Source organism: Bradyrhizobium sp. WSM3983 (assembly GCF_000473045.1).
Lineage (GTDB): Bacteria > Pseudomonadota > Alphaproteobacteria > Rhizobiales > Xanthobacteraceae > Bradyrhizobium.
The window spans coordinates 86,973-112,588 of sequence record NZ_AXAY01000026.1; the positions used below are offsets into that span (position 1 = coordinate 86,973).

Consider the following 25,616-nt stretch of genomic DNA (forward strand, 5'->3'; position numbering starts at 1 on the left):
GCCAATGGTTTCTCCGGTTCACGCCGGGAGCTGGGGTTTTTCGCGAAATTTTCACCTCACGCGATCAGCCGGGAGGCGAAATCGGGCAACAGGCCTGCGTCACCGGCAAGCCGGAAGTCGGCACCGGCAATTCCGCTCTGGACCAGCCAGTCGTCGAACTCGGGCGCGCGGGCCGTACCGAAGACGTCGCGGACATAAAGCGCATCGTGGAAGGAGGTGGACTGGTAGTTCAGCATGACGTCGTCGGCGCCGGGCACCCCCATGATGAAGGTGACGCCGGCGGCTGCGAGCAGCGTCAGCAGATTGTCCATGTCGTCCTGGTCCGCCTCGGCATGGTTGGTGTAGCAGATGTCGATCCCGAGTGGCAGTCCGAGCAGCTTGCCGCAGAAATGGTCCTCCAGCCCCGCCCGGATGATCTCCTTGCCGTCATAGAGATATTCCGGACCGATGAAGCCGACCACGCTGTTGACCAGTAATGGCGAAAAGGCGCGGGCCACCGCATAGGCGCGCGCCTCGCAGGTCTGCTGGTCGACGCCGTGATGGGCGTTGGCCGACAGCGCCGAGCCCTGGCCGGTCTCGAAATACATCACGTTGTCGCCGACGGTGCCGCGCTTCTGCGACAGTCCGGCCTCGTGCGCCTCCTTCAGCAAAGCGAGATCGATGCCAAAACTGCGGTTGGCAGCTTCGGTGCCGGCGACCGACTGGAAGACGAGGTCGACCGGCACGCCCTGCCCGATCAGCGCCAGCGTCGTGGTGACATGGGTCAGCACGCAGCCCTGCGTCGGGATTTTCAGCCGCGCGATGATCTCGTCCAGCAGCCGCAGCAACTGCCCGATCACGGCCGGATCGTCGCTCGCCGGATTTATGCCGATGCAGGCATCGCCGGCCCCTAGCAGCAGACCGTCAAGGATCGAGGCGGTGATACCCCTGGCATCGTCGAAGGGATGGTTGGGTTGCAGCCGCGTGCTCATCCGGCCCTTCAGACCGATGGTGTTCCGGAAGGCGGTGGCGACCTCGCATCTCCGCGCCCCCAGGATCAGGTCCTGGTTGCGCATCAGTTTTGAGACCGCGGCCGCCATCTCCGGCGTGATGCCGGGCGCGAGGTTGCGCAAGGTCTCCGCCTTAGCCGCATCCGACAGCAGCCAGTCGCGGAAGGCTCCGACGGTCAGCGAGGCCACCGGCGCGAACGCCTTGGCGTCATGGCTGTCGATGACGAGGCGGGTAACCTCGTCGGCCTCATAGGGGATGATGGCCTCGTTGAGAAATTGACTGAGGGGGACGTCCGCAAGCGCCATCCGCGCGGCAATCATCTGCTCGGCGCTGCCCGCCGCAATGCCGGCCAGCCGATCGCCGGAGCGCGGCGGCGTCGCCTTGGCGAGGAGGTCGCGCAGGTCCGGGAAGGTGTAGGTCGTGGCGTCGATGGTATGGCGGTAGACCAAAGGCCCCTCCGGGGTTCGTCAGCCAGTGACCGACTCCAGGGCGATCTTGAAGGCGGCGCTGACATCAGGGAAATACCCGCTCGGCAGTCTGTATGCACGCCGATGTTTGGGGCACTCCGGGCGATCCCCGAGGTCGACTTGCCGGGAACCGATAGGATTACGCCAGGTCACTGAGATAGCTCGCCTTTCCAGCGACCAAAGGCGCACACCCCTGACTTGCGCGTTAACACTGCGTCCATCTTCATTCTGCATAATTTTGCATCATTTTTGTACGACCGCGCGCACCGGCCACTCCCGGCCATTCGGGCCCCACACCATGACATCAGACCGATCTGGGAATGCCGCCAATCTGGCAGGCCGTTTCACGCTTGCGACCAAGCTCTATGCGATCTTTGCGCTATTCGCACTGCTCACCGCGGCGATCGCGATGCTGTCCGACTACAACAGCCGCCGCAGCGCCGACCTGATCAGGGCGATCGAGACGGCGAATGCCGCCGCGCTGAACGTCGAGCGCGTCAACTCGCTGGTCTATGCCGTCGTGATGGAATCGCGCGGCGTCTACATGTCGACCGAACCGGCCGTCGTGAAGAAATACGGCGACGGCCTGCTCAAGTTCAACGAACAGATCCTGGGCGTCGTGAAGGGCTGGGAGAGCATCGTCAAGGCTGACGATTCCGAGCAGTTCGCAACCTTCAAGAAGCGCATCGAGCAGTTCGTCGACTTCCGCAAGGAGTTGGTGCGCCGCGGCGTCGAGATCAATGCAGCCGCGGGCCGCGAATGGGGCGACAACGACGCCAACCGCGCCGTGCGCTCGGCGCTAAACAAGGATCTCGAGGCGCTCTCCAAGGTCTATGCCGGGCGTGCCAAGCAGATCGCGCAGGAGACTGAGACCAACCGCGTCCTATCGCTGGTGCTGACCTGCCTCGGCGGCGTGGCGCTGGCGCTGGTCGTGATCGGCATCATTATCATCGCCCGCTCGATCGCCAGGCCGCTCGCCGCGATCACCGCGACCATCAAGCAGGTCGCCGACGGCACCGAGAACGTCGTGGTGCCGCACAGCGGCCGCGCGGACGAGATCGGGGCGCTGGCCCGCGCCATCGAGGTGTTCCAGGACGCGATGGGCCGCAATCGGAACCTCGCCTCGCAGGTCTCGCAGGATTCCGCCGCACGCGAAGAGCGCGCGCGCCACATCGAGCAATCCGTCGAGGCGTTTCGCGAAGCCATTGGTGCGATCATGCGTGGGCTCAGCGACAACGCCGCGGTCATGCGCGAGACCGCGCAGACCATCACCCGCGTCACCGCGGATGCCAATAGCCGCGCCGGCACGGCGGCCAACGCCACCGAGCAGGCCTCGCACAACGTCACGGCGGTTGCGGGTGCGGCCGAGGAGCTGTCGGCGTCCGTGGAAGAGATCGGCCGCCAGGTGCGGCAGAGCGCGAGCGCGGTCGAGCAGACCGGCCAGCGCACCGAAAAATCCATCGCCGAGATCGAGAGCCTTGCCGCGGCCACGCAGCGCATCGACGGCGTGTTGACCCTCATTCAGACGATCGCCGAGCAGACCAATCTGCTCGCGCTCAACGCCACCATCGAGGCCGCGCGCGCCGGCGACGCCGGCCGCGGCTTTGCCGTCGTCGCCCACGAGGTCAAGGCGCTGGCGGGACAGACCGCGAAGGCGACCGCCGACATCAGCGAGAACGTCGCCATGATCCAGTCCTCCACCCGCAATGCGGTCGACGCCGTCCGCGAGATCGGCGGCGCGGTGCGCGAGATCAGCGAGGTCACCTCCGCGATTGCCGGCGCCGTCGGCCAGCAGGACCAAGCCACCCGCGAGATCTCCTCCAACGCGCAATCGGCCGCCCAAGGCAACGAGACCCTCGTCGCCAACATCACCTCGCTCCGCGACGCAATCGGCGAGACTGATACCGCCGCATCCTCGGTGCTGACGGCAGCAAGCAGCCTGACCACGACGGCGGACACGCTGTCGCGCGAGGTCGAAAAATTCTTCCAGAACCTGCGCTCGGACGCGGCGGAGAGCCGCGTCGCCAAGGCGGGATGATCGCGCACGTTCACTGCCCGCGAAGCCGGTGGTGGACTGCCTCACACAAAGATTCTCGAAAACAACCCCATGCACAGTAGACGGGTGAGCCAAATCAATGGTTTGACCGCCGGCCCTGGTCACTTACGGATTTTACGAAATCCATTTGACGCGTCGGGCAAAACACTGTCATGATGTCATCATGGCGGCGGTGCTTTTCCTCGAACCTCGCCTCACGTCTCCGGCAGGCAGTTCGTTGGTGAAAGCAAGACTTGATGACCAAGACCGATCGCGTGCTGTTTCTCTGCACGGGCAACTACTATCGAAGCCGCTACGCCGAGGAGGTTTTCAACCATCAAGCCCGGCTCGAAGGGCTGGGTTGGCACGCCTTCTCGCGCGCCGTCGCCGAAAAGCTCTTTCCTGAAAACGTGGGGCCCATGTCGCCCTACACGCTGAATGCCTTGCAAGCGAAAGGCATCACGCCGGAAGGCGCTACGCGCGATCCGGTGCTCTGCACCGTCGACGACTTGGCGGAGGCGGCGCTTGTGGTCGCGCTGAAGGACGCCGAACATCGCCCCATGATTGAGCGTCGCTTTGCCGACGTTGCCCATCGTGTCGAATATTGGAACGTGGACGATATCGAATTCCTCGATCCGCCAACGGCGCTGGGCAAGATCGATGAGCTGGTCGGGCAACTGATCGGGAGCCTGCAAAGCCGCTCCCGATAGCGCCCTGCCCGGCCGTCACACCGTCAGCAGCGTCTTGATCGCGCGGCGCTGGTCCATCGCTTTGTAGCCTTCGGCGACTTGGTCGATCGGCAGCGTGAGATCGAACACCTTGCCCGGCTGGATCCGTCCGTTGAGCACCCGGTCCATCAGATCGGGCAGGAACCGCCGCACCGGAGCAGGACCGCCCAGCATGCGCCGCTGCCCGAAGAACAACGCCTGCCCATCGAAGGTCACGCCATGGGGAACGCCGACATAACCGATCGTGCCGCCAGGTCGCGCGCATTCAAGGGCCTGGGACATGGCTTCCTGCGTGCCGACGCATTCGAGCACCGAGTCGGCGCCGACGCCCCTGGTCAGTTCCTTGACGCGTGCGATGCCTTCTGCGCCGCGCTCGACGACGATATCGGTGGCGCCAAACTCCCGGGCCAGATCCTGGCGTGTCTTGTGGCGGCTCATGGTGATGATGCGCTCGGCGCCCATCTCTTTCGCGGCAAGCACGCCCATCAAGCCGACCGCGCCGTCGCCGACCACCGTGACCACGGCGCCTTGCCTCACATTCGCAGCGTCCGCCGCGTACCAACCGGTGCCGAGCACGTCGGAGGTCGCAAGCAGATGCGGGATCAGATCCCGTCCCGGCATCTCCCTGGTCGCGACCAGCGTACCGTCGGCGAGAGCAACGCGCGCGTAAGGGGCCTGCGCGCCCGACATGAATTCACGCTGCTCACACGATGACTGGAAACCGAACTTGCAATGCGGGCAGGTGTTGTCCGAAAGGCAGAAGGAGCCGACGACGAACTGGCCGGGCTTGATGGTCCGCACCGCACTGCCGATTTCGACGACGACGCCGCAATATTCGTGGCCCATATGCGCAGGCCCCTCCTTCGGCTGCAGCCCGCGATAGGGCCAGAGGTCGGAGCCGCAAATGCAGGTGGCCGACAGCTTGATGATCGCATCGGTCGGATGGACGATTTTTGGGTCGTCGACCTGTTCGTAGCGGACATCGCCCGGGCCGTAGAGGACGGTTGCCTTCATGGTCATGCTCCTTTGGCGGCGGGATCGCCGTACTGCTCGTCCGTCACCCGTTCCATCCAGGTGACCGGGCTGCCGTCGAGCGTTTCCTGAATCGCGATATGGCTCATGGCTGTTGCCACAGACGCGCCGTGCCAGTGCTTCTCGCCGGGTTCGAACGAGACCACATCGCCTGGACGGATCTCCTCGATCGGGCCGCCCCAACGCTGCACGCGGCCGAGGCCTGAGGTTACGATGAGCGTCTGGCCAAACGGATGCGTGTGCCACGCCGTCCGCGCGCCAGGCTCGAAGGTGACGTGATTGCCAGCGACGCGAGATGGATCGACGGCCGGAAACAGGGGATCGATACGGACCGTGCCGGTGAAGTACTCAGTTGGCGCCCGGGCCGAGGGCTGGGAGCCTGCTTGCCGAATTTGCATGTTATGCCTCCTTGAGTTGGTCGTTATTGCCGGTGCTTCAAATCTTGCGAACGATGCCGCGTTACGGGACCTGCGCGTTACGAGGCCAGGCTTGCCGGCACACAGGCCGCGCATTGCGGACGCGCTCTTACCCTGCGACGAAAGGCTCCGATCAAGATGACCGAGGATGAGAGCGCGAGGATGACCGCGCTGAACAGAAAGGTGGCCCGATAGCCGCCGCCGTCGAACAGCACGCCGCCGCCCGCCGCTCCGATCGTGATGGCGCACTGAACCACCGCGACCATCAGGCCGCCGCCTGCTTCCGCGTCGTCAGGCAATGCCCTGCTCAGCCACGTCCACCAGCCCACGGGCGCCGCCGTGCCGACGAAGCCCCACAGAAACATCAGCGCCGCCGTCGCGCCGAGAGAGGAACCGTACGCCGTCAACGCGACCGCCATGACGGCCATTGCGAACGGCATCAAGACGAGAGAAGCATAAAGGCGCTGGCGGATGACGAGCCCGATCAGCGACGTGCCGACAAGACCAGCAACGCCCATGACCAGCAGCAGGACCGAAACGGTCGTGGCTTCGACACGCGTCACCATTTCGAAGAAAGGCCGCAAATACGTGAAGAGCGAGAACTGTCCGAGGAAGAACAGCGCAGCTGCAATCATGCCGTAGGGGACTTCGGGGCGGCGCAGGACCTTGAACGCCGCCGCCGGACTTGCGCGTTCCTGGCTCGGCATCCCCGGCAGCGTGAAAAACTGCCAGAGCAGGGTCAGCACGGCAACTGGCACCACGGAGAAGAACGCGCCACGCCAGCCGATGTATTGGCCGAGGAAGCTGCCGAGAGGCGCGGCAACCGTCGTCGCGAGGGCATTGCCGCCATTCAGAATCGCAAGTGCACGCGGCACGTCCTTGCCTGGCACGATGCGGATCATCGTCGCGGCCGACATCGACCAGAAGCCGCCGACAGCGATGCCGACCAGCGCACGTCCGACCATGAAGACCGGGTAACCGGGCGCGAAAGCAACGAAGACACCGGAGACAATCGTGATGCCGCTCAGCCACAGCAAGACGGACCGACGATCGACACCGCGCGTCGCGGCCGAGATGAAGAGACTGGTGAGGATGGCGAAGAGGCCGGATATGGAAATGGCCTGTCCTGCCTGCCCTTCGGTCAGATCCAGACTATCCGCGATTGGCGTGAGCAGACTCACGGGCATCCATTCGGACGCGACCAGCGTCGAGGCACAAAGCGACAGCGCGAAAACCGCGCTCCATGGAGCCGCGGGCTGCGCTGCCGTCTGATTTGTCGTCACGTCCATCGGGAATCCATATGTCGAGATGCGCCCAAGGCGGCGCTGTTCACGGCAACACATAGAGCCCCGGCCGGCGTTCGATTAGCCGATATAATTTGCTTGCATTAATCGATGCGCGCCATGAATAGTGACGGCCATGGCAAGCCAGGATTTCAACGATCTGCTGGCTTTCGTGGCGGTTGCCCGCGAGCGCAGCTTCACGAAGGCCGCCGCGAAGCTGGGCGTCGTGCAGTCGACGCTCAGTCATACGATCAAGCGCTTGGAATCGCAGATGGGCCTGCGGCTTCTCACACGCACGACCCGAAGCGTCGGCCTGACCGAGGCCGGCGAGCGGCTCCAGCAATCGGTTGCGCCGCGCATCGAGGAGATCGAGCGCGATATCGCCGCATTGATGTCCCTGCGCGACAAGCCTTCGGGCACCATCCGGATCACGCTCTCGGACCATGCGCTCGAAAAAGCCGTCTGGCCGAAGCTGGCGCCGGTCCTGACGGAATATCCTGACATCAAGGTCGAGTTCAGCCTCGACACGGCCTTCCGCAACATCGTCGAAGACGGCTTCGATGCAGGCGTCCGCCTCGGCGAGAGCGTCGAGAAAGACATGGTCGCGGTGCGCATCGGTCCGGACTGGCGGCTCGTCGCCGTCGCCTCGCCCGCCTATCTAAAAGAGCATCCGAAGCCAAAGCATCCGCAGGACCTCCTGACGCATGTCTGCATCAAGCGGCGCGCGGCGGCCGGCGGTCATTATGTATGGGAGTTCGCCAAAAATGGTCCCGACCTCCGGGTGCGGGTCGAGGGGCAACTGACCTTCAACGACTCCCGCGCGATGATCGAAGCCGCTGTCAAAGGCTTCGGCATCGCCTATCTTCCCGAAGACATGGTGAGGCGGCACGTGCGGTCCGGCGAGCTCGTCGTCGTGCTCGACGACTGGTCGCCGAAATTCGACGGCTATTACATCTACTATCCGACCTCACGGCAGAACTCGGCTGCATTCAAGGTGATCGTCGACGCGCTCCGCCATCACGAAGCGCGAAGAAAGCGGGGCTAGCACCCGACCGTGTGATTGAGAAATACTCGAACGCGGCCTGTGAATTCGCGAGCGATAGCGCGAATATCTGCGCTGATGCGTGCTTCGACAACGAAAAGCCCCGGCACGCGGGCCGAGGCTTGCGATCCAGCCCGCGTACATCCGGCGAACCAATCGTCGAGTGGAAGACTAGCAACGGATTTTGAACGGATGATGACGGGGTTGGGCGCGGACAAAATGTCGCGAAGGAGCGGAACCGGATCACCCGTCCCGGTCGCGAAGATAGATCTCCACCCGTTCGAGCAGGTGATCGATCGAATCATTGGCGGTATCGAGCACCAGATGGTCGCGGTCCCACGGCTCATAATGCCGCCCGACGATGTCCTGCCAGGCCGGCAGTTTGAGGCCGGCGATGTCGGACGTACGCGCTTCTGCGCGCTGCCGGTGCAGAGCCACGTCGCTGCAGATCACTTCGATCTCGGCGATGCGGGCCGATGATTGCATGGCCGTTTGCCACCAGCCATCGCGGCTTGCCAGCACCGGATTGACGCAGTCCGCGACAACCGCGCGGCCGAGCCGCAGATTTTCAGACGCCAGCGCATTGGCGATGACGTAGCCCATCGGGCCGACGTCGTGGCCCGCCGCGCGCAAGCTCTGCTCGATCGCGTCGACGCGGATATAGGTCGCCGCAAGCCGTTTCGTCAGTTCGCGTGAGAGCGTGGTCTTTCCGGTGCCGGGAAGGCCGCCGAAGACGGTGAGGACGGGTTGCAGGCTTGTCATGGTGCATCATCCATCGACACGCCTGGGCCCGCAATGGCTCGGTCGCAGAGCGACGACCTCAGAGAATCATGGAGGCGATGACTATCAGGCCGATGGCGGCCAGCCCCCAGGCCAACGAATGCAAAGCCCACGGCCGCATCATTGCACCCCGTTTCGCATGTCCTGCCCATGGCAGGGAACACCCGAGGACGGTGCGCTATTTGAGATAGATCAATAGCTGAACAAGAGTGCGGACACGGCGGCGACGGTGAAAACACCGGCCGTAATGGCAACCACACGTACCATCAGCTCGCTGCCCATGCCCAAAGTTAACCCATGACAGGGCCGCAAGCCTGTGCAGTTTGTGCCAAAACGGCGATTGGGAGATTTTACGGGGGATGGCGGGTTGCCGTCCGCCGCAGGGCCAGGCAGGTAAGCTCGTCGGCCTATTTCGGCAGGCATTCCACATTGTAGGCGATGATGAGCTGGCTGGGATCGGCCTTTCCCAGGCTCTTCAGATCTTCCAGGCCGCTCTTCAGCTTGGCACCCGCCTGGCTCAAGCTCGCCTCAAGCGTCGACTTGGCCGCCTTGCACCGTTCTTCGTTCGAGAATTCCTGAAACACGACGGTCGGCAGAAGCCGCCATTCCGCCCTGTCGTTGGTTGCGGCTGGGCTGACCGAATAGGAAAACACATACATCAGGACCCACATGACGGGGCTCCAGTGCGATGCGAACGGGACTGCGCGGTCGCATCGCGCCATGTGGTGGCACGTTCTCGTTGATCCAGATCAACGAACGACAGCGAACGGCGCGGCCTTTTCCACCATCATCCGTGAGCCGAACCGGCCCGACGAACCATCACCCGTGCTCAAACGGCCCAACTTCGCGGATGACCTTGCAGATCTGCAAAAATCCGCTGGCGTAGAATTCGGCATGGCCTCGCTTCATGGCTTCGACATGATCGGGCTGAGTGCGCCATATTTCGAGCGCTTCCTCTGAAGCGAAGCGAAAGACGGTGACCTCCTCGCCGTCATCCGCCTTGAACGACTTCGCCGACAGAAATCCCGGAAGGGCGCTGACTATTCCATACATGCGCTCGCCCAGGCGATCGTACTCTTCAGCCGAAGCACCATCCCGCAGCTTGAGATCTCCAATGACGATCACCTCACCGAGCATATCCGTCCTCCGCAGTTCAATTCAGCCCGAGAGGGTATTCGGGCCGCGCCGGGGAATATTACGCCTCGGGATCAAAAATTCTCGCGACCGACTGTAATCTTCGTGATCGAAGCCCGGCCGCGCCGCACACAACCGTGAACCGAAGACCCACCGAACGCGCGTAACGAGTCGAGGAGAACAACCGTACAGCCGGCAACGCATCATCATCGAGAGCTGGTAGAATGACAGAGCTAACGCGAACGACCTTCCACATTGCAGAAGATGGGGCGGGATCTTATCGACCTCTGTCCATCCTGCGCTGGGTCATGGTCGTGATCTTCGTGTCGTTCGGCATGCAGAAATTCACGCTGCAGTCGGCGCAAGGCATCGCGCAATTCATCAGCAACAGTCCGTTTGTCTCATGGCTGCCGATCTTCGGATTGAGGGGCGAAGCCTATGTCCTTGGTGTCACCGAATTCGTGATCGCAGCCTTGCTGGCCGCCGGTGCATTCAGCCCGATCCTGTCGGCGGTAGGATCGTTCATGGGCGTGGTGACTTTTGCCGTCACCTGGTCGTTCTTTTTCACGACCCCTGGAGTCGTGAAATGGAGCATCTCGACCGACCCGATGGCCTGGAATCTGGCGGGCGAGTTCCTGTTCAAGGACATCGTCCTGTTTTGTGTCTGCGTCGTGCTGCTCCTGGCGTCGCTGCCCCAAGCCGTTACGCGGCTGCGTTGCTAGGAGCTCGAGCATGAGCAGGGAACGCTCAGGTCGACGGAGATAGCGGCGCAGGGGCTTCCGTCGAATGCGCCCGCAGGAAGCCCTTGGCGAGCGCGTGGTATATGCCCTCGGGGCACAGGAGACGCGACGTGGCCTGCGCGATCAACGCGGACGCCATCAACGGCACCACCATGGCGTGGTTGTTGGTCATCTCGGTCACGATGACAAAGGCCGTGATGGGAGCCTGCACGACGCCGGCAAAGTAGGAGACCATTCCGAGCAGCATGAACGCGCCGAGCGGGGCACCCGAAAACAGATGTGCGATGTTCGTACCGATGCCGGCACCGACAGCGAGCGAAGGCGCGAAAATCCCGCCCGGGATGCCGCTGATCGCGGAAAGCGCGGTCGCAGCGAGCTTCAACACGCCGAAATCCCAGGGCAGCGGAACGTCGCTCTCCAGGGCCGTCTTCACTTGCGCATAGCCGGTGCCGTAGATCATGTCTCCTGAGGCCAGGCCGCAAAGGGCAACACCAAGGCCGCATGCCGCGGCAAATGGCAGAGGATACTGCTTTGTCAGTGATCCCAGCCGGCCAGGCAGTCCGCGCGCGACCTCGATGAGAAGCCTGCTGAATGCGCCACCGGCCAGTCCGCCGGCGATGCCGCACAACGGCACGGCAAGCCAGTCCGTGCCGTTCCGTAGCATCGTCGAGCTGCTACCGAAGTAATCGTAGTTTCCAACCAGGGCCAACGAGGTCAGACCTGCCGCGATCACAGCGCCGATGACCAGGCTGCTCGTCCTGGTCTCATAGGCTCTGCTCATCTCCTCGATGCCGAACACGATGCCCGCCAGCGGCGTGTTGAATGCGGCTGCCACCCCGGCTGCGGCTCCGGCCAGGATCAGGCCCGGCTGGCGGCGTGGCGACATGCGGCCAAGGGCGAACATGACGGAAGCCCCGACCTGCACGGTCGGCCCCTCCCGGCCCGCCGAGGCACCGCAAAGCAGCCCGAGCAGCGTGAGCAACACCTTCCCGACGGCAATGCGGATCGAGACCAGCTTCTTGCGCGCTGCGTGCTCGCTGAGCTGGCGTGCGGCAATTGCTTGCGGGATGCCGCTTCCTTGCGAGTTTGGAAAGAAGCGGCTGGTCAGATAGACGGACAGCGCAAACCCGAGCGGCGTCACCAGCATTGCAGCGTAGCGCGATTCCGAGAGCAGGTAGGCGAACGCGACTTGCGCCCAGTCTGCCAACTTGGCCAGAGCTACGGCCGAGGCACCGACCGCGATGCCGCCGATCAGGAAGGTCAGGCGTCTTCGCCAGCGGACTGAAACGACCCTGATGGAGCGGCGGAGGCGATGGGTAAAGATCGGAGGCATGGAACAACTGGGTGAGCGTAGCGAATGACACTACGCGAGCGGTCTCCCTGGGACCATCACTAAAATTGCGCCACGAAATCCTTCCCCCTACGCCATCACCCCGCCGCGCTTGATCAACTCCTTGCCGACCGCGGCCAGATGCACCTGGTCCGGGCGTCACTGATGCGGATGAAGCGGGCGTAGACGTAAGCGCGCGAGGAAGGTGTCCTGCGAGACGCCGCTTCAGCTCGCGCGAGAGCGTGGTCTTCCCGGTGCCGGGAAGGCCGCCGCAGACGATGAGAATGGGTTGCCGGCCTGCCATGCCTCATCATCCATCGGCACGCGAAGATGTGCCTCGGTCCGCTCTGTTCTTGGGTTCAGACAAGACCAGTTCGCCCTGGTGAGTCGGCGAAGGGTGCACAGCTCCAGATGACGACGGGTCTATTGAGCTTTTCGCGGGTCGTCTTCGGCGTTCAGATAGGTGATGCCGGTTGGTCCGACGCCCGTTATCTGAAATACGACCTCTTCGTCTCTCGTTTCCGCGAACTGCCAAACTTTCGGAGGCACATTCGAGATCGTGCCCGGAGGAAAAGCCACCAGCTTCGAGTTGTCGATCTTGTCGCCAATTGCCGAATAGTAGGTGCCGGAAATGATTGTACGGATGCGCTCGTCGGGATTGAAATGTACCGGGATCTTGGAGTGCGCAGGCACCCTCACCTGCATCGTAAACAGGCCGGGCTTGGCCAGATTGCCATACAGAACGGCAATTTGTGACCCCTTTGGCATGGAAGCTAGTGGACTCCACTTTACGTCCGCCTGCGTGACGCGGACGTATGCAGGTGATTGATCCTGCGCTCGTGCCAACGGCAATCCGAGCGAAATGGCTGCGATTGAGAGACCGACCATCAGCTTAGTGGAATGCATCGTCGCTCCCTGCCGAAAATTGAGGTTCTCCAGGGTAAGCTGCATTGCGCGGCACGTCTTCACCCATTCGGGTGATAGCCGCGACTCCTCCACCACCAACGAGTACACGCCCCTGCGGACGGTGGCAGTATCGTAGGGTGGGCAAAGCGAAGCATGCCCACCGCTTCAGTTTCGGTGTTGGATCGGTGGTGGGCAAGGCGCAAGTGCGCCCTTGCCCACCCTACGACTGGTAGATCGGGCGCCGTGATGGCGAGCGTCTGCGATCATACGTGCAAGGCGTAATAACGCGAGTAGGTGTCGCCTCCCGGCTCCCATGGGGGCGTCGGCTGGAATCCCATCTTTTCGTACAGACGATGCGAGGCTGTCAGCGCGTTGTTGCTGCACAGGCGTATCCGATCGTATCCCGCATTGCGGGCGAAGCCGATGAGTTCATCTGCGATAGCCCTTGCAATCCCGCGATTTCGGCAGAGCGGAGCGACAAACATACGAACCATCTCACACTCCCGATCGTCGAAGCGCCGAATCGCACCGGTGCCGACGATTTCGTCTTCGGCGATCGCGCACAAAAAGAGGGCCCGGTCGGCGTACTCAGTTTCTGCGTTGTCGACGTCCGACAGTCGCGGATAGATGAACTCCCGTACAAAGACGTCCGGGTGATCATGAAAATGCTCGCGCCAAACAGCTTCGATGAGCCGCCGCGCCGAGCGCGCGTCGCCAAGCCGGAACGGCCGGATTGTCCAGTCGGGTTCGACGCGCTTGACGTTCACCAAGAGTAGCCTCTCCCCAAGGGTTAGCCTCTCCCCAAGGGTTAGCCTCTCCCCGCTCGCTGTCGACCGGCCGACGGTCTCTGCTCTACGCAGCCTGTTTAATGACGCCGCCGCAGGCTGAAACCCAGGCTGATCCAGCCGGCACCGGCCATGATGAGATCGATGCCGAGGAACAGGCCGAGGATGTAGACGCTGTTGACCGGCCAGCGCGCCAAAATCAACAGCCCGAGCAGCAGCGTGATGATTGCAGACAGCGCCACCCAGACCCAAGGGCTCTCGCGCTTCATGCTGAAGGCGAGAAACAGCCGCACCGCGCCGGAGGCGAGCAGCGACGCGCCGAGGAACAAGGTCAGCAGCGCTGCTGCAAACAACGGGTTCTCGAAGGTCAGAAAGCCCGCGATGATGTAGAGCACGCCGAGCAAGGCCCAGAGCACGAACTTGCCCCAGCTTTTCATCTGGAAGGCGCCGATCACCTCGGTGAACCCTGCGACGATCATCATCGCACCGACCACGATCACGCTCGCCACCGTGGCCATCACCATGCTGCCGAGCGCGATGAAGCCAGTGACGAGATAGACGACGCCGAGGGCGACGATCCAGCCCCATTTGGCGTGCAGTGCGGCAAAGCCTGAGCCCAGGCCGAGGTTAGGGGACGTATCCGAAGCGCTTGTCATGACGACTACTCCTGCGTGTGAAGCCCAGAGCACACCTTAGGATAGCACCGATCGTGCCGGGACGACAGCCAGCACAGCAGCCCCGGCGGCCACCAACGTTGACGCAGATCAAGCGCGCGAGCGCTCCATCTCGAGCTCGGCTTTGAGGCTCTCGAGATCGCGATAAATTGAGGCGACCGCCAGCACACGGCCCCCCTTCCGATATTTCAGCAGGCAGTCCTTATCCTTGATGGCGCCGTCGATCGCAATGTCGTCAAAGCTCTCGGCGTGGCCGACATAGTTGATCGGCACGTCGTAATGCTGGCTCCAGAAGAACGGCACGGCGTCGAAACGCTCGCGCTTGCCGAGCATGTTGCGCGCCGCGGTCTGGCCCTGCCGCTCCGCGACCACCCAGTGCTCGACGCGGATGGTTTGCCGCGAATGCGGATCGGGCCAGCGCGCGATATCGCCGGCGGCGAAGATTCCGGCGACGCTGGTTTCGAGATATTCGCTGACGCTGACGCCGCGATCGGCCGCAAGCCCTGCGTGCTCGGCGAGCGCGAGACGCGGCTTGACGCCGATGCCGACCACGACGAGGTCGGCATCGATGACGGTACCGGTCTTCAGCGTCGCGCGGGTGCCATCGAGCTTCTCCACGGTGTCCTCGAGATGGAAATTGACGCCGTTCTCTTCATGCAGGGCGCGAACGAAGTCGCCCATGTCAGGCCCGAGCACGCGCTGCATCGGCCGCTCTTCCGGCGCAACCACGTGCACCTCGAGCTTGCGCGCCCGCAAGGACGCCGCAACCTCGAGGCCAATAAAGCTCGCGCCGATCACCAGCACGCGCTTTGCGCTGCCCGCAGCCTTGATGATGGCACGGCTGTCGGCGACCGAGCGCAAGGTGTGGACATGCGGCTGGTCGGCGCCGGGGATCTGGAGCTTTATGGGCTCCGCACCGGTCGCGAGCAGCAGGCGGTCGAACGGCAGCTTGTCGCCATTGCCGAGCGTCACGCTGCGCGTCTTCGGATCGATCGCCGAAACGTTGGTGTTGAGCCGGAGATCGATGCCGGCGTCCTGATAATAGTCCTCGCCCCGCAGCGGCAGCCAGTCTTCCGGCGCATTGCCGGCAAGATAATCCTTGGAGAGGTTGGGCCGGTCGACCGGCATCGCGCCGTCGCTGCTGAACATGGTGATGGCGCCGGCAAAGCCCTCGCGGCGAAGCGTCTCGGCTGCCGCGAAGCCGGCCGCACCACCGCCGACAATGACGAATTTTTCCGGCGCCGGCGCGGTGCGGTGAGCAGCCGACGGCTTGGGTGCCTCGCGCTTGCGCGCAACAACGATCTTGTCCTGATCGCGCGTGACATCCCACACCGCCAGCGCATTCAGCGCCGGTGGGCGCGTCGCCTCGCCAGTGCGCAAGGAGAAGCAGGCATGATGCCAGGGGCAGCGGATGGTGTCGCCGACCACCAACCCTTCGGCGAGCGGGCCGTGGTAGTGGCTGCAAGACGGCTCGATCGCAAAAATCTCGCTGCCGGCCTGGACCAACAGGACGTCCTCCTCGCCGACATGACCGAGCAGCTTGCTGTCCTTGAAATCGGCGAGCGACACGCCCTTGGTCAGGTCCGGGCCGCTTGGCTTCTTGTCCTCGGTCATGGCATTGCCTCCTTGCGGATCAGTCGTCCGAATTGGCCAGCCCCAGCAATTCCTGGCGTGTCAGCGCATTGTCGCGGAACACGCCGAGCATACGGCTGGTAACGAGATCGGTCCCCGGCTTGTGCGCGCCGCGCGTGGTCATGCAGTGATGCGTCGCCTTGATGATGACGCCGACACCTTCGGGCTTGAGTACGTCGTCGATCGTGTTGGCGATCTGCGCGGTCATCTTCTCCTGGATCTGGAGACGTTTTGCGTAGATGTCCACGAGACGCGCGAGCTTTGAGATGCCGACCACGCGCCCCTGCGGGATATAGGCGACCCAGGCGCGGCCGACGATCGGCGCCATGTGGTGCTCGCAATGGCTTTCGAAGCGAACGCCGCGCAGGACGATCATCTCGTCGTAGCCTTCGATCTCCTCGAAAGTCTTTTGCAGGATTTCGCTCGGATCCTGCGCATAGCCAGAGAAATATTCCTCAAAGGCGCGCGCGACGCGATCCGGTGTATCGCGTAAGCCATCGCGCGCGGGATCGTCGCCGGCCCAGCGGATCATGGTCCGGACCGCCTGCTCGACCTCCGCCTTGTCAGGCCGCCCGCTCGGCGCCTGCGCGACCGCGACACGTTCCAGCCTGCGCGTTTGTGACGTCATCTACAACCTCCCCTGCAACGAGCCGCATACAGAAACGGCCCCTCAGCTTGGACTGCTGCAGTCGGAAAAGGTTCCCGAGATCAGGAAAAATCGGAAGCGATGCCTTTTCAACCCGCTTGCCGCACGTCCGCCACGGCCTGCGCCCACTCGACGGGCCGCTCCTGCGGCAGATTGTGCCCGGCTCCGGCGAACACGCGCCGCTCGAAAAAGCCCTCGAACTTGCGCGCGTGATGCGCGGTGCCGGGATTGACGCCGTCGCTGTCGCCGTCGATCGCAATCGTGGGGACGCGGACCGGCGGCTGCGCGGCGAGCTTCGCCTCGATTTCCGCATAGGCGGGATCGCCTTCGACAAGCGCATAGCGATGGCGATAGGAGTGGATCACGACGTCGACGAAGTCAGGGTTGTCGAACGACACCGCGCTGTTCTCGAAAGTGGCGTCATCGAAGTGCCATGTCGGCGACCACATTGCCCAGAGCTGGCGGGCAAACCCCCGGCGGTTGCGCTCCAGCGCGCGGCGGCCGCGCTCGTTGTGGAAGAGATATTGATACCACAGCGCGGCCTCCTCCGGCGGCGAGGCAGGCTCCATGGAACGCGCGATATTCTGGATGTTGTAAGAATTGCCGGAGACAAGCCCGACCACGCGCTCCGGATGCAGCACCGAGACGACGCAGGCCGCGCGGCCGCCCCAATCATAGCCGCCGACCACAGCACGCTCGATGCGAAGCGCATCCATAAAAGCGAGCAGATCGGCGCCGAGCGCCGCCTGCTCGCCGGAACGCAAGGTCTGAGCTGACCGGAACCGCGTCGGCCCGTAGCCGCGCAGCCAGGGCACCAGCACCCGCGCGCCCGCCTGCGCGATCAGCGGCGCGGCCTCGGCATAGGCGTTCACATCATAGGGAAAGCCGTGGCCCATGATGCAGGGCCAGCCATCCGGCGCGCCGTAGTCGAGATAGCCGATGTCGAGGACATCCGTTAGGACTGTCTTTTGTTGCATGGTTTGCTCCCGGAGTTGCGAGATCGTAACTCGGATGGAGCGCAGCGTAATCCGGGATTCACGGATGCAGGCGCCCCCGCTTTCCGCTTCGCTCCATGCGGGCTACGGGGCTACCTCTGCGGCCCCGACAGCGAGATCTCGCGTTCGGCGCGGAAGACGTTGCTGTAGAGATTGGCGATCCACTGCCGGCCGATCTCGGTCTTGTTGAGGTAGCCGATCTCGGTCTGGATGTGCGGTGCGACGCTATTCCAATAGAATTGTGGATAGCGGTTCACGATGTCGGCGGGCGAGTCGTAGCCGAGTTGGCGGTTCATGCCGACCTCCTCGAACTCATAGTAAAGCGCATTGGCCTTGCGCAGATAGTTGGGATCGCCGAGTTGCCCGATGAAATCGGCGGCGCGCAGGATCGACGCCTCGTCGTCGTATTCCTGGCCCTCGCGGGCCGGAAAGCGCGTCCCCTCGATGGCGCGGGCGACCCGCTCGCTGTCGACGCCACGGATCGGCGGCAGCCGCCGTCGCACGAAAAGCTTCGACCGGTCAACGTGATACATCATCAGGCTGGCGTCCGAGGCGCCGCGCGGCAGCGACACCTTGGTGCCGGCCTCGTCGATGACGAAACCATCTTCGTCATCCTCCGGAAACAGCCCGCGGACATAGCCGATATCGTGCGCAAGGCAGGCGATCAGAATATGAATGTAGTCGTCGGCCTCGATGTGCGCATGGAGATTGCGGCCAAGCATGATCGCCTGAGCCGCCAATGTCACCAGCATCGTATGCTCGATATTGTGGTAGAGCGCGTCGCTGTTGCCAATGCATTCCATCGCGGTGCGCGTCGAGGCCTCCACCACCCTGGCATAGGACTCGTCATACCGACGCCGCATGAACGTGCCCAGCAGCTTCTCCAGGGATTCAGCCGCCAGTCGCGGTAACGTCATCATGGATGCAGCCCCGTCTGTCGGTGGTGTCCCACGCTAGCTCCTGACGCCTCATACTCGCCCTCGACGCAGGCTCAGCATAACCCAATCTGGGGCGGCAGGCCAAATCCCGGAACAAAAATACGTAAATATGATACCGTCCCGCTGCGCAGCATCACGGTTGCGGTCACAGTCCGATGCACCTCACGGCCAGGCCATGGGGAGCTTTGTCGGCCCGGCCAATGGCCGACCGTCAAACGCCGTTTTGTTGGAAAAGGACGTGTTGTTGGAAAGGACTTGGGAGAGCCGGGCGTCCACCGCGGTGGGATCAGGGGTGCGGACTGCGGCGTCAATTCCCTTGCGCGAAGCGCGCGAGCATCCGGTCGAAAACTACGGTCAGTCCACCAGCAGCACGTCCACGGCGACGCCGAGCTTCTGCTTCGGCGAGCCGACGATGATACCGTCCACGGGGGACACATCGGAGAAGTCGCGGCCGACCGCCAGGACGATGTGATCGTTGGCGACCAGCAGATCGTTGGTCGGATCGAAGTCGATCCAGCCAAGCTCCGCCCCGCACCACAGCGACACCCAGGCATGCGTGGCATCCGCGCCCTGCAAGCGCGGCTGGCCCGCCGGCGGAATGGTGCGCAGGTAACCGCTGACATAGGCCGCAGGCAGGCCGAGCCCGCGAAGCCCCGCGATCATGACATGGGCAAAATCCTGGCAGACGCCGTGGCGCTTGTCGAAGACCTCGTTGAGCGGCGTCGAAATCACGGTGGCCTTGGGATCGTAGCGAAACTCGGTGCGGACGCGATGCATGAGATCAACCGCACCGGCAAGGATACCTGCGCCTGACGCAAAGCTCTCGGCAGCATAGGCACTGACGGGGCGCAGCACCGGCACCAGCGGGCTCGCAAAGACATAACCGACCGGCGAGGACGGCCCGAGGCTTGTCGCTTCAAACGCGATGTCGCGGACGCTCTCCCACGGCGGACTTACGGCCTCGCGCGCCGGCGGCTTCCGCTCGACGGACACGCGCGAGCGCGAGTCGATGCGTAGATTGCGATGCGCGGCCTCGATCACGATGCTCTCGGTCAGCGTGCCGAAAAAGTCGCGGCGGACGTGGCGCTCGGACGGACGCGGACGGATCTCGACCTTGTGCGAGATCAGCTCCTGACCGTTGCCGTCCTTCGGCTCGAGCCGCAGCGTGCAGCGGGCGAAGCTGACCGGGCTCTCATATTCGTAGGTGGTGACGTGCCGGATGTCGTAGATCACGCCAGCCCCGTCAGCTTCTCCGGCCGGCTCGCATTCGGACCATGCGGGAAGTAGTGCAGCCCGATCGCCTCGGCGAGGCTGAGCAGATCCTGCTCCAGCGCGAAGAGTGTCTTGACCTCGAGCTTCTCGGCTTCCGCGGTGGCCAGCATGGACTGCACCGCCACGGCAAGCCGCTGCGGCTGCTCGATCAGGCCGTGCTCCTTCAGGCTAGGCAGCGCTGCGATATGCTCGTTCAAGGTCGCCACCTGGAAGGCGACCGAGCGCGGATTGTAGCTATCGAGCACCGCGAGGTCGCGCACCGGCGCCAGGATCGGCGCCAGCAGATAGCGCGAGCGATAGGTGATCTGGGAGTCCACCAGCGTCAGCAGGATATCGAGGTCCTCGTCGCCGGCCTCGTCATAGGCGAACTGCCGTGCAAACCGCGCGGTGTTGATGGCGCGCTCGGTGCGGCGGCCGATATCGAGGAAGCGCCAGCCGGCGGCGCGATTCATGTTCTCTTGCGCCAGCCCCGCAAAGCTCGCGAGCTCCTGCAAGGTCAGCTCGGCTGCGCTCAGCACGCTGTCGTCGTCCTCGACCTCGTAAGATAGACGCTCGGCCATCTCGGTGATGACCTGCCAGGCATCGGGCGACAGCCGCTCGCGCAACGAGGTCGCCGTGCGCTGCGCCGAGCGCACCAGCGACAACGCCGAGCCGAAACGCTCCGGGCTTTGCAATGCTTCGGCGACGATGCGTCCCGGTGCCGCGCGCGAGGTCTGCGAGATCGCGCCCCAGGTCACCAGCAGGCGCTGGATCCGTTCGGCCGATTGCAGCGAGGCCGCAGTGCCCTTGTTGGGCCCGCTCGGCGAGCCCAGCGCACGGACCAGCCGCAGCGTCGCTTCGGCGCGTTCGAGATAGCGGCCGAGCCAGAACAGATTGTCGGCGGCGCGGCTTGGCAGCACGCCGGCAATGCGGCGAATGCGCACCTTGTCGGTCGCCGGCAACAGCGATGCGGTCGAGACCTTCTTGTCCGAAACCACCCAGACGTCGGCGGCACGGGCGCCATCGCCCATCGACACAGCGCGCGCATCCGCCTGCTCGGCGATCCGGCAGAAGCCGCCGGGCATGATGGCCCAGCCATCCGGCGTTGCGGCCGCAAAGACGCGCAGTACGAAGGGACGCGGCGTGAGCTGCCCCTGCTCCCACACCGGCATGGTGGACAGGCGCACCACCTCCTGGCCGACATAATCCATGCCGCGCGCGCTGATGGCATCGACCAGGCGCTGATGTCCGGCTGCGTCGAGCTCGCTTGCGAGCACCGGGCCGTTGCTGTCGAAGCCGGGCACGCCGCGGCGATAGGCGCCTTCGATCGCGACCTCGTCGAGCCGCGACAGCACTTCGTCGCGCGCCGAGCGCTGGCCGCACCACCAGGTCGCGATATGCGGCATCTTCAGCTCTTCACCGAGCAGGCGGCGGCTGAGGGCCGGCAGGAAGCCAAGCAGCGCCCTCGCCTCCAGCACGCCCGAGCCCGGCATGTTGGCGACGACGACGCCGTCCTTGCGCAGCACGTCGATCAGGCCCGGCACGCCGAGATGCGAGGAGGCATCGAGCTCGAGCGGATCGAGCGAGTTGGAATCGACACGACGAAGAAGCACGTCGAGCCGCTTGAGCCCGGCGACCGTGCGGATGTGGATGCGATTGTCGCTGACGGCGAGGTCGTCGCCCTCGACCAAGAGGAAGCCGAGATAGCGCGCCAGCGTCGCGTGCTCGAAATAGGTCTCGCTGAAACTGCCGGGCGTGAGCACGCCGATCCGCGGCTCGTCGCGATCGGCGCGCCCGCGAAGGCTGTCGCGGAACGCCTCGAAGAACGGCGCGACGCGCGGCACGTTCATCGACTTGTAGAGATCGGAGAACGCGCGCGACAACACCAGGCGGTTTTCCAACGCGTAGCCCGCGCCCGACGGCGCCTGCGTACGGTCGCCGAGCACCCACCAGCGGCCATCGGGCCCGCGGCCGACATCGGCAGCATAGAGCGAGAGGTAGCGGCCACCCGGCGGCGGCACGCCGCAGACGGGGCGCAGATATTCGGGGCTGCCGGCGATCGCGCCCGCGGGCAGCGCGCCTTCCGCGACCAGCCGGCCCTCGCCATAAATGTCGCGCAGCACGAGCTCTAAAAGCTCGGCGCGCTGGGTGATGCCGTCGGAGAGCTGCTTCCAGTCGGCCTCATCAATCAGAAGCGGCAAATGGCTGATCGACCAGGGCCGGTCGGCGCTGTCGCCGGGCGCGCGGTAGGTGACGCCGGCCTCGCGCAGGTGACGGTCGGCCATGCCGAAGCGCCGCTCGACCTCGTCAGGCGCGAGCGCGCCGAAGGCGTTGAAGAAGCGGCTCCAGACCGCGCGTGGGGCGCCGTCGGGCCCCAGGAACTCGTCGGGAATGCCGGGCAGGCGGCGATAGTCGCGGACCCATTGCGCGAGGCGGCGCTGGCCTTCACGCTGGCCTTGCGCCTTACCCGCCTTGTCCTGTTCGGCTGCGCCCTCGCCCATGCGCCTCTCCCTGCCCCACCATCATACTCATTGCAGAAGCGGGGTCCGCAAGTCGAGGGTCAGCGGGAATTCATTTGTGCGTTCCTCGGGCGGCGGCTGCATGGGGCCGGGCGTATGGCCGTGGTCCTGGAAGCGCGCCAGCCGCCGCGCCTCGGCCTCATAGGTGTTGACGGGCTTGGTGTCGTAGCTGCGGCCGCCGGGATGGGCGACATGATAGACGCAGCCGCCGAGCGAGCGGCCATTCCAGGTGTCGATCAGGTCGAAGGTCAGGGGTGCGTGGACCGGGATGGTCGGATGCAGGCCGGAGGCCGGCTGCCAGGCCTTGAAGCGGACGCCGGCCACGGCCTCGGCCGAACGGCCGGTCGAGGTCATCGGCAGGCGGCGACCGTTGCAGGTGACGATGTGGCGTCCCTCGACAAAACCTTCCGCCTTGACCTGGAGCCGTTCGACCGACGAGTCGACATAGCGCACGGTGCCGCCGGCCGAGCCTTCCTCGCCGAGCACGTGCCAGGGCTCCAGCGCCTGGCGCAACTCCAGCGTCACGCCGCCTTGGTGGACGCGGCCGAAGGCAGGGAAGCGGAATTCGAGCTGGGCCAGATACCATTCCGGCTCGAACGGATAGCCGGAACTCTTGAGCTCGGAGAGCACCTCCTGAAAATCTTCCCAGATGAAATGCGGCAGCATGAAGCGATCATGAAGCGCGGTGCCCCAGCGCACGAACTTGCCTTGTTGGGGCTCGCGCCAGAACTTTGCGATCAGCGCGCGGATCAGGAGCTGTTGCGCCAGCGACATGCGCGGATCCGGCGGCATTTCGAGCGCGCGGAATTCGACGAGGCCGAGCCGGCCCGTGGGACCATCCGGCGAATAGAGCTTATCGATGCAGATCTCGGCGCGATGGGTGTTGCCGGTGATGTCGACGAGCAGATGCCGGAACAGCCGATCCACCAGCCACAGCGGCGTCTGGTAGCCCGGCGGCGGCACGTGCGAGAGTGCGATCTCGAGCTCGTAGATGCTGTCGTGACGCGCCTCATCGATGCGTGGCGCCTGGCTGGTCGGGCCGATGAAGAGGCCGGAGAAGAAGTAGGACAGCGAGGGATGCCGCTGCCAGTACAGCACCAGGCTCTTCAAAAGATCAGGCCGGCGCAGGAACGGCGAATCCTGTGGGCTCGAGCCGCCAACCACGACGTGGTTGCCGCCGCCGGTGCCGGTGTGGCGGCCATCGACCAGGAAACGGTTGGCGCCGAGGCGTATCTTGCCGGCATCTTCATAGAGCCCGACGGTGATGTCGACCGCCTCGCGCCAATTCTTTGCCGGCTGGACATTAACCTCGATGACGCCGGGGTCAGGCGTCACCTTGATGACCTCGATGCGCGGATCGAACGGCGGTGCATAGCCCTCGACATGGACCTGGAGCTGCATCTCCTCGGCCGTGGCTTCGAGCGCCGCGATCATTTCGAGATAATCCTCGATGCGTTCGACCGGCGGCATGAAGGCGCAGATCACGCCGTCGCGGACCTCGATCGACAGCGCGGTACGGACGGGGACGGACGTGTTGAGCTGCTCGGGCGCGACCCGCGGCGGCGGCGATTCCGGGCGCGCCGGGAGGCTGAACACCGGCAGCTTGTCGCGCGCCTCCATCGGATCCCGCTCGATGATGTAGGGATATTGATCGGGTGGGACGTAGCCGAGCGAGTCGAGCGGCAGGCGCAGGCCGAGAGGCGAATCGCCGGGCATCAGGAACAGATGATTGCGCCGGAGTTGCCAGCGCTCGCTGCGCCAGCGTGGCGGCGCGTTCCAGCGCTGCACCGGCAGCACATAGCCGCGTGGCTTGCGGAGGCCCTGATCGAACACCCGCGCCATGCGCGCGCGTTCCTCCGGATTGGACAATTTGGAATCGGACGGATCGACGTTGACGGGAAGCTCGGCCTCCTTCAGCAGCCAATAGGCGGTGTCCTCATAGGCCGGAATGATGTAGCCGGGATCGAGCCCGAGCCGCGCCGCCGTGCCTTCCATGAAATCCTCGGCGTCCTCGGTCACGGCGCGCTTGGGCTTCTCGATCTTGGCGATGAGGTCGCCATTCTTCCAGATCGGCACGCCGTCCTTGCGCCAGTAGAGGCCAAAGGCCCAGCGTGGCAGGCTCTCGCCGGGATACCATTTGCCCTGGCCGTAATGCAGCAGGCCTCCGGCTGCGAAGCGGTTGCGCAGGCGGCGGATCAGATCGTCACCGAGCGCGCGCTTGGTCGGGCCGACGGCTTCCGTATTCCACTCCGCCGCTTCGAGATCATCCACGGAAACGAAGGTCGGTTCGCCACCCATGGTGAGGCGCACGTCTTGGGCTGCGAGATCGCCGTCAACCTGCTCGCCGAGATCGTTGAGCCGCGTCCAGGATTCGTCCGAGAATGGCTTTGTGATACGCGGCGCTTCGCGGATGCGGCGGACGCTCATATCGAAATCGAATTCGACTTCTGCAAAGCCGGCGCCGCCGGAGATCGGCGCAGCCGAACGATAATGCGGTGTTGCCGCGACCGGGATGTGCCCCTCGCCCGCGAGCATGCCGGAGGTCGCATCGAAGCCGATCCAGCCCGCGCCCGGCAGATAGACCTCGGCCCAGGCGTGCAGATCAGTAAAATCGTTCTCCACCTCCGGCGGTCCCTCGATCGGATCGATGTCGGGGCGGATCTGGATCAGATAGCCGGAGACGAAACGGGCGGCGAGGCCGAGATGGCGGAAGGTCTGGATCAGAAGCCAGGCGGAGTCGCGGCACGATCCGGCGCAAGAGGAGAGCGTCTCCTCCGGCGTCTGCACGCCCGGCTCCATGCGGATGACGTAGTTGATCCTCTGTTGCAGCTCCCTGTTCAAATCGACCAGGAAGTTGACGGTGTTCGGCGCTTCGCGCGGGATCGAGGCGAGATATTTTGCGAACGCGGGATCGGGCTTGATGGTCTCGAGATACGGCGCCAGCTCGGTCTTGAGGTCCTTCGGGTAGTCGAACGGAAAGCTGTCGGCGTAGGGCTCGACGAAGAAGTCGAACGGGTTGACCACGGTCATCTGCGCCGTGAAGTCGACCTCGAATTTCAACTCGGTCGTCTTCTCCGGGAAGACGTAGCGGGCGAGCCAGTTGCCCTGCGGGTCCTGCTGCCAGTTCACGAAGTGATTGGCCGGCGTAACCTTGAGCGAATAGCTCAGGATCGGCGTGCGCGTATGCGGCGCCGGCCGCAGGCGGATGGTCTGCGGTCCCAGATCGATCGGGCGGTCGTATTTGTAGTGCGTGACGTGGTGTAATGCGACGTAGATCGACACGGGGTACGGTG

22 protein-coding genes and 1 pseudogene are annotated in these 25,616 nt (G+C 64.3%); 4 read left to right on the plus strand and 19 right to left on the minus strand.

All coding sequences use genetic code 11. The features are described 5' to 3' along the window. Positions 1–56: 56 nt before the first annotated feature. On the minus strand, positions 57–1,439 hold the full coding sequence (locus YUA_RS0129645; protein ID WP_027533954.1) for an ethanolamine ammonia-lyase subunit EutB: 1,383 nt from the start codon (positions 1,437–1,439) through the stop codon (positions 57–59). Positions 1,440–1,755: 316 nt separating this feature from the next. Between YUA_RS0129645 and YUA_RS0129650 the strand changes: the two genes are divergently transcribed. Further along, positions 1,756–3,495, plus strand: a complete 1,740-nt coding sequence (locus YUA_RS0129650; RefSeq protein WP_027533955.1) for a methyl-accepting chemotaxis protein — start codon at positions 1,756–1,758, stop codon at positions 3,493–3,495. 254 nt (positions 3,496–3,749) lie between these two features. Continuing rightward, positions 3,750–4,202 (plus strand): low molecular weight phosphatase family protein, encoded by a 453-nt coding sequence (locus YUA_RS0129655; protein WP_027533956.1) that lies wholly within the window; start codon positions 3,750–3,752, stop codon positions 4,200–4,202. Between the two features lie 15 nt (positions 4,203–4,217). Here YUA_RS0129655 and YUA_RS0129660 read toward each other — a convergent pair whose 3' ends face one another. The 3 genes from YUA_RS0129660 to YUA_RS45420 form a co-directional block, all read right to left on the minus strand. After that, positions 4,218–5,234, minus strand: coding sequence for a zinc-dependent alcohol dehydrogenase family protein (locus tag YUA_RS0129660; protein ID WP_027533957.1), 1,017 nt, complete (start codon positions 5,232–5,234; stop codon positions 4,218–4,220). A 2-nt stretch (positions 5,235–5,236) separates the two neighbouring features. Further along, positions 5,237–5,650 (minus strand): cupin domain-containing protein, encoded by a 414-nt coding sequence (locus YUA_RS0129665; protein WP_027533958.1) that lies wholly within the window; start codon positions 5,648–5,650, stop codon positions 5,237–5,239. A 77-nt stretch (positions 5,651–5,727) separates the two neighbouring features. Further along, positions 5,728–6,957: an MFS transporter gene (locus YUA_RS45420; protein ID WP_051383454.1), complete on the minus strand. Its 1,230-nt coding sequence runs from the start codon at positions 6,955–6,957 to the stop codon at positions 5,728–5,730. 130 nt (positions 6,958–7,087) lie between these two features. Between YUA_RS45420 and YUA_RS0129675 the strand changes: the two genes are divergently transcribed. Further along, complete coding sequence (locus YUA_RS0129675) at positions 7,088–7,996, plus strand: LysR family transcriptional regulator (RefSeq protein ID WP_027533959.1); 909 nt, start codon at positions 7,088–7,090, stop codon at positions 7,994–7,996. 240 nt (positions 7,997–8,236) lie between these two features. Here YUA_RS0129675 and YUA_RS0129680 read toward each other — a convergent pair whose 3' ends face one another. From YUA_RS0129680 to YUA_RS0129695, 3 genes are all read right to left on the minus strand, one after another. Continuing rightward, positions 8,237–8,755 (minus strand): AAA family ATPase, encoded by a 519-nt coding sequence (locus YUA_RS0129680; RefSeq protein ID WP_027533960.1) that lies wholly within the window; start codon positions 8,753–8,755, stop codon positions 8,237–8,239. Positions 8,756–9,180: 425 nt separating this feature from the next. After that, on the minus strand, positions 9,181–9,444 hold the full coding sequence (locus YUA_RS0129690) for a hypothetical protein (RefSeq protein WP_027533961.1): 264 nt from the start codon (positions 9,442–9,444) through the stop codon (positions 9,181–9,183). A gap of 148 nt (positions 9,445–9,592) precedes the next feature. Then, positions 9,593–9,910: an antibiotic biosynthesis monooxygenase gene (locus tag YUA_RS0129695; protein ID WP_027533962.1), complete on the minus strand. Its 318-nt coding sequence runs from the start codon at positions 9,908–9,910 to the stop codon at positions 9,593–9,595. A 221-nt stretch (positions 9,911–10,131) separates the two neighbouring features. Between YUA_RS0129695 and YUA_RS0129700 the strand changes: the two genes are divergently transcribed. After that, positions 10,132–10,629: a YkgB family protein gene (locus YUA_RS0129700; RefSeq protein ID WP_027533963.1), complete on the plus strand. Its 498-nt coding sequence runs from the start codon at positions 10,132–10,134 to the stop codon at positions 10,627–10,629. Between the two features lie 25 nt (positions 10,630–10,654). On the opposite strand, the gene YUA_RS0129705 is transcribed toward YUA_RS0129700, so the two are convergent. From YUA_RS0129705 to YUA_RS0129755, 12 genes and pseudogenes are all read right to left on the minus strand, one after another. Then, complete coding sequence (locus YUA_RS0129705; RefSeq protein WP_027533964.1) at positions 10,655–11,980, minus strand: chloride channel protein; 1,326 nt, start codon at positions 11,978–11,980, stop codon at positions 10,655–10,657. Positions 11,981–12,067: 87 nt separating this feature from the next. Next, positions 12,068–12,202, minus strand: a pseudogene (locus YUA_RS52755) (acyl-CoA dehydrogenase); the annotation flags it as partial. A 198-nt stretch (positions 12,203–12,400) separates the two neighbouring features. Next, positions 12,401–12,928, minus strand: a complete 528-nt coding sequence (locus YUA_RS45425; protein ID WP_156947340.1) for a cupin domain-containing protein — start codon at positions 12,926–12,928, stop codon at positions 12,401–12,403. Between the two features lie 218 nt (positions 12,929–13,146). Continuing rightward, complete coding sequence (locus YUA_RS47150; RefSeq protein ID WP_245285289.1) at positions 13,147–13,650, minus strand: GNAT family N-acetyltransferase; 504 nt, start codon at positions 13,648–13,650, stop codon at positions 13,147–13,149. Positions 13,651–13,748: 98 nt separating this feature from the next. Next, positions 13,749–14,324 carry an HdeD family acid-resistance protein gene (locus YUA_RS0129720; RefSeq protein ID WP_027533966.1) on the minus strand — a complete coding sequence of 192 codons (576 nt, stop codon included), beginning with the start codon at positions 14,322–14,324 and terminating at the stop codon, positions 13,749–13,751. A gap of 108 nt (positions 14,325–14,432) precedes the next feature. Beyond that, on the minus strand, positions 14,433–15,956 hold the full coding sequence (locus tag YUA_RS0129725) for an FAD-dependent oxidoreductase (RefSeq protein WP_027533967.1): 1,524 nt from the start codon (positions 15,954–15,956) through the stop codon (positions 14,433–14,435). A gap of 19 nt (positions 15,957–15,975) precedes the next feature. Then, entirely contained in the window at positions 15,976–16,602 is a 627-nt protein-coding gene (gene folE, locus YUA_RS0129730; RefSeq protein ID WP_027533968.1) for a GTP cyclohydrolase I FolE, read from the minus strand. 107 nt (positions 16,603–16,709) lie between these two features. After that, positions 16,710–17,597 (minus strand): alpha/beta fold hydrolase, encoded by an 888-nt coding sequence (locus YUA_RS0129735; RefSeq protein WP_027533969.1) that lies wholly within the window; start codon positions 17,595–17,597, stop codon positions 16,710–16,712. Positions 17,598–17,707: 110 nt separating this feature from the next. Continuing rightward, the gene (locus tag YUA_RS0129740; RefSeq protein WP_027533970.1) at positions 17,708–18,535 is read right to left on the minus strand and encodes an HD domain-containing protein; all 828 of its coding nucleotides are present in this window, start codon (positions 18,533–18,535) and stop codon (positions 17,708–17,710) included. A gap of 372 nt (positions 18,536–18,907) precedes the next feature. After that, a complete protein-coding gene (locus YUA_RS0129745; protein ID WP_027533971.1) occupies positions 18,908–19,786 on the minus strand; it encodes a transglutaminase family protein in 879 nt (292 codons plus the stop codon). Then, a complete protein-coding gene (locus YUA_RS0129750; RefSeq protein WP_027533972.1) occupies positions 19,783–22,305 on the minus strand; it encodes a circularly permuted type 2 ATP-grasp protein in 2,523 nt (840 codons plus the stop codon). Before YUA_RS0129750 ends, YUA_RS0129745 begins: the two co-directional genes overlap by 4 nt. A gap of 27 nt (positions 22,306–22,332) precedes the next feature. Further along, on the minus strand, positions 22,333–25,605 hold the full coding sequence (locus YUA_RS0129755) for a DUF2126 domain-containing protein (RefSeq protein ID WP_027533973.1): 3,273 nt from the start codon (positions 25,603–25,605) through the stop codon (positions 22,333–22,335). Positions 25,606–25,616: the final 11 nt, after the last annotated feature.

What these genes read in the sequence shown, in the direction of transcription:
- YUA_RS0129650 (WP_027533955.1), top strand. Translation starts at nt 1,756, where the DNA reads ATGACATCAGACCGATCTGGGAATGCCGCCAATCTGGCAGGCCGTTTC.
- YUA_RS0129655 (WP_027533956.1), top strand. Translation starts at nt 3,750, where the DNA reads ATGACCAAGACCGATCGCGTGCTGTTTCTCTGCACGGGCAACTACTAT.
- YUA_RS0129660 (WP_027533957.1), bottom strand. Translation starts at nt 5,234, where the DNA reads ATGAAGGCAACCGTCCTCTACGGCCCGGGCGATGTCCGCTACGAACAG.
- YUA_RS0129665 (WP_027533958.1), bottom strand. Translation starts at nt 5,650, where the DNA reads ATGCAAATTCGGCAAGCAGGCTCCCAGCCCTCGGCCCGGGCGCCAACT.
- YUA_RS45420 (WP_051383454.1), bottom strand. Translation starts at nt 6,957, where the DNA reads ATGGACGTGACGACAAATCAGACGGCAGCGCAGCCCGCGGCTCCATGG.
- YUA_RS0129675 (WP_027533959.1), top strand. Translation starts at nt 7,088, where the DNA reads ATGGCAAGCCAGGATTTCAACGATCTGCTGGCTTTCGTGGCGGTTGCC.
- YUA_RS0129680 (WP_027533960.1), bottom strand. Translation starts at nt 8,755, where the DNA reads ATGACAAGCCTGCAACCCGTCCTCACCGTCTTCGGCGGCCTTCCCGGC.
- YUA_RS0129690 (WP_027533961.1), bottom strand. Translation starts at nt 9,444, where the DNA reads ATGTGGGTCCTGATGTATGTGTTTTCCTATTCGGTCAGCCCAGCCGCA.
- YUA_RS0129695 (WP_027533962.1), bottom strand. Translation starts at nt 9,910, where the DNA reads ATGCTCGGTGAGGTGATCGTCATTGGAGATCTCAAGCTGCGGGATGGT.
- YUA_RS0129700 (WP_027533963.1), top strand. Translation starts at nt 10,132, where the DNA reads ATGACAGAGCTAACGCGAACGACCTTCCACATTGCAGAAGATGGGGCG.
- YUA_RS0129705 (WP_027533964.1), bottom strand. Translation starts at nt 11,980, where the DNA reads ATGCCTCCGATCTTTACCCATCGCCTCCGCCGCTCCATCAGGGTCGTT.
- YUA_RS45425 (WP_156947340.1), bottom strand. Translation starts at nt 12,928, where the DNA reads ATGCAGCTTACCCTGGAGAACCTCAATTTTCGGCAGGGAGCGACGATG.
- YUA_RS0129720 (WP_027533966.1), bottom strand. Translation starts at nt 14,324, where the DNA reads ATGACAAGCGCTTCGGATACGTCCCCTAACCTCGGCCTGGGCTCAGGC.
- YUA_RS0129725 (WP_027533967.1), bottom strand. Translation starts at nt 15,956, where the DNA reads ATGACCGAGGACAAGAAGCCAAGCGGCCCGGACCTGACCAAGGGCGTG.
- folE (WP_027533968.1), bottom strand. Translation starts at nt 16,602, where the DNA reads ATGACGTCACAAACGCGCAGGCTGGAACGTGTCGCGGTCGCGCAGGCG.
- YUA_RS0129735 (WP_027533969.1), bottom strand. Translation starts at nt 17,597, where the DNA reads ATGCAACAAAAGACAGTCCTAACGGATGTCCTCGACATCGGCTATCTC.
- YUA_RS0129740 (WP_027533970.1), bottom strand. Translation starts at nt 18,535, where the DNA reads ATGATGACGTTACCGCGACTGGCGGCTGAATCCCTGGAGAAGCTGCTG.
- YUA_RS0129750 (WP_027533972.1), bottom strand. Translation starts at nt 22,305, where the DNA reads ATGGGCGAGGGCGCAGCCGAACAGGACAAGGCGGGTAAGGCGCAAGGC.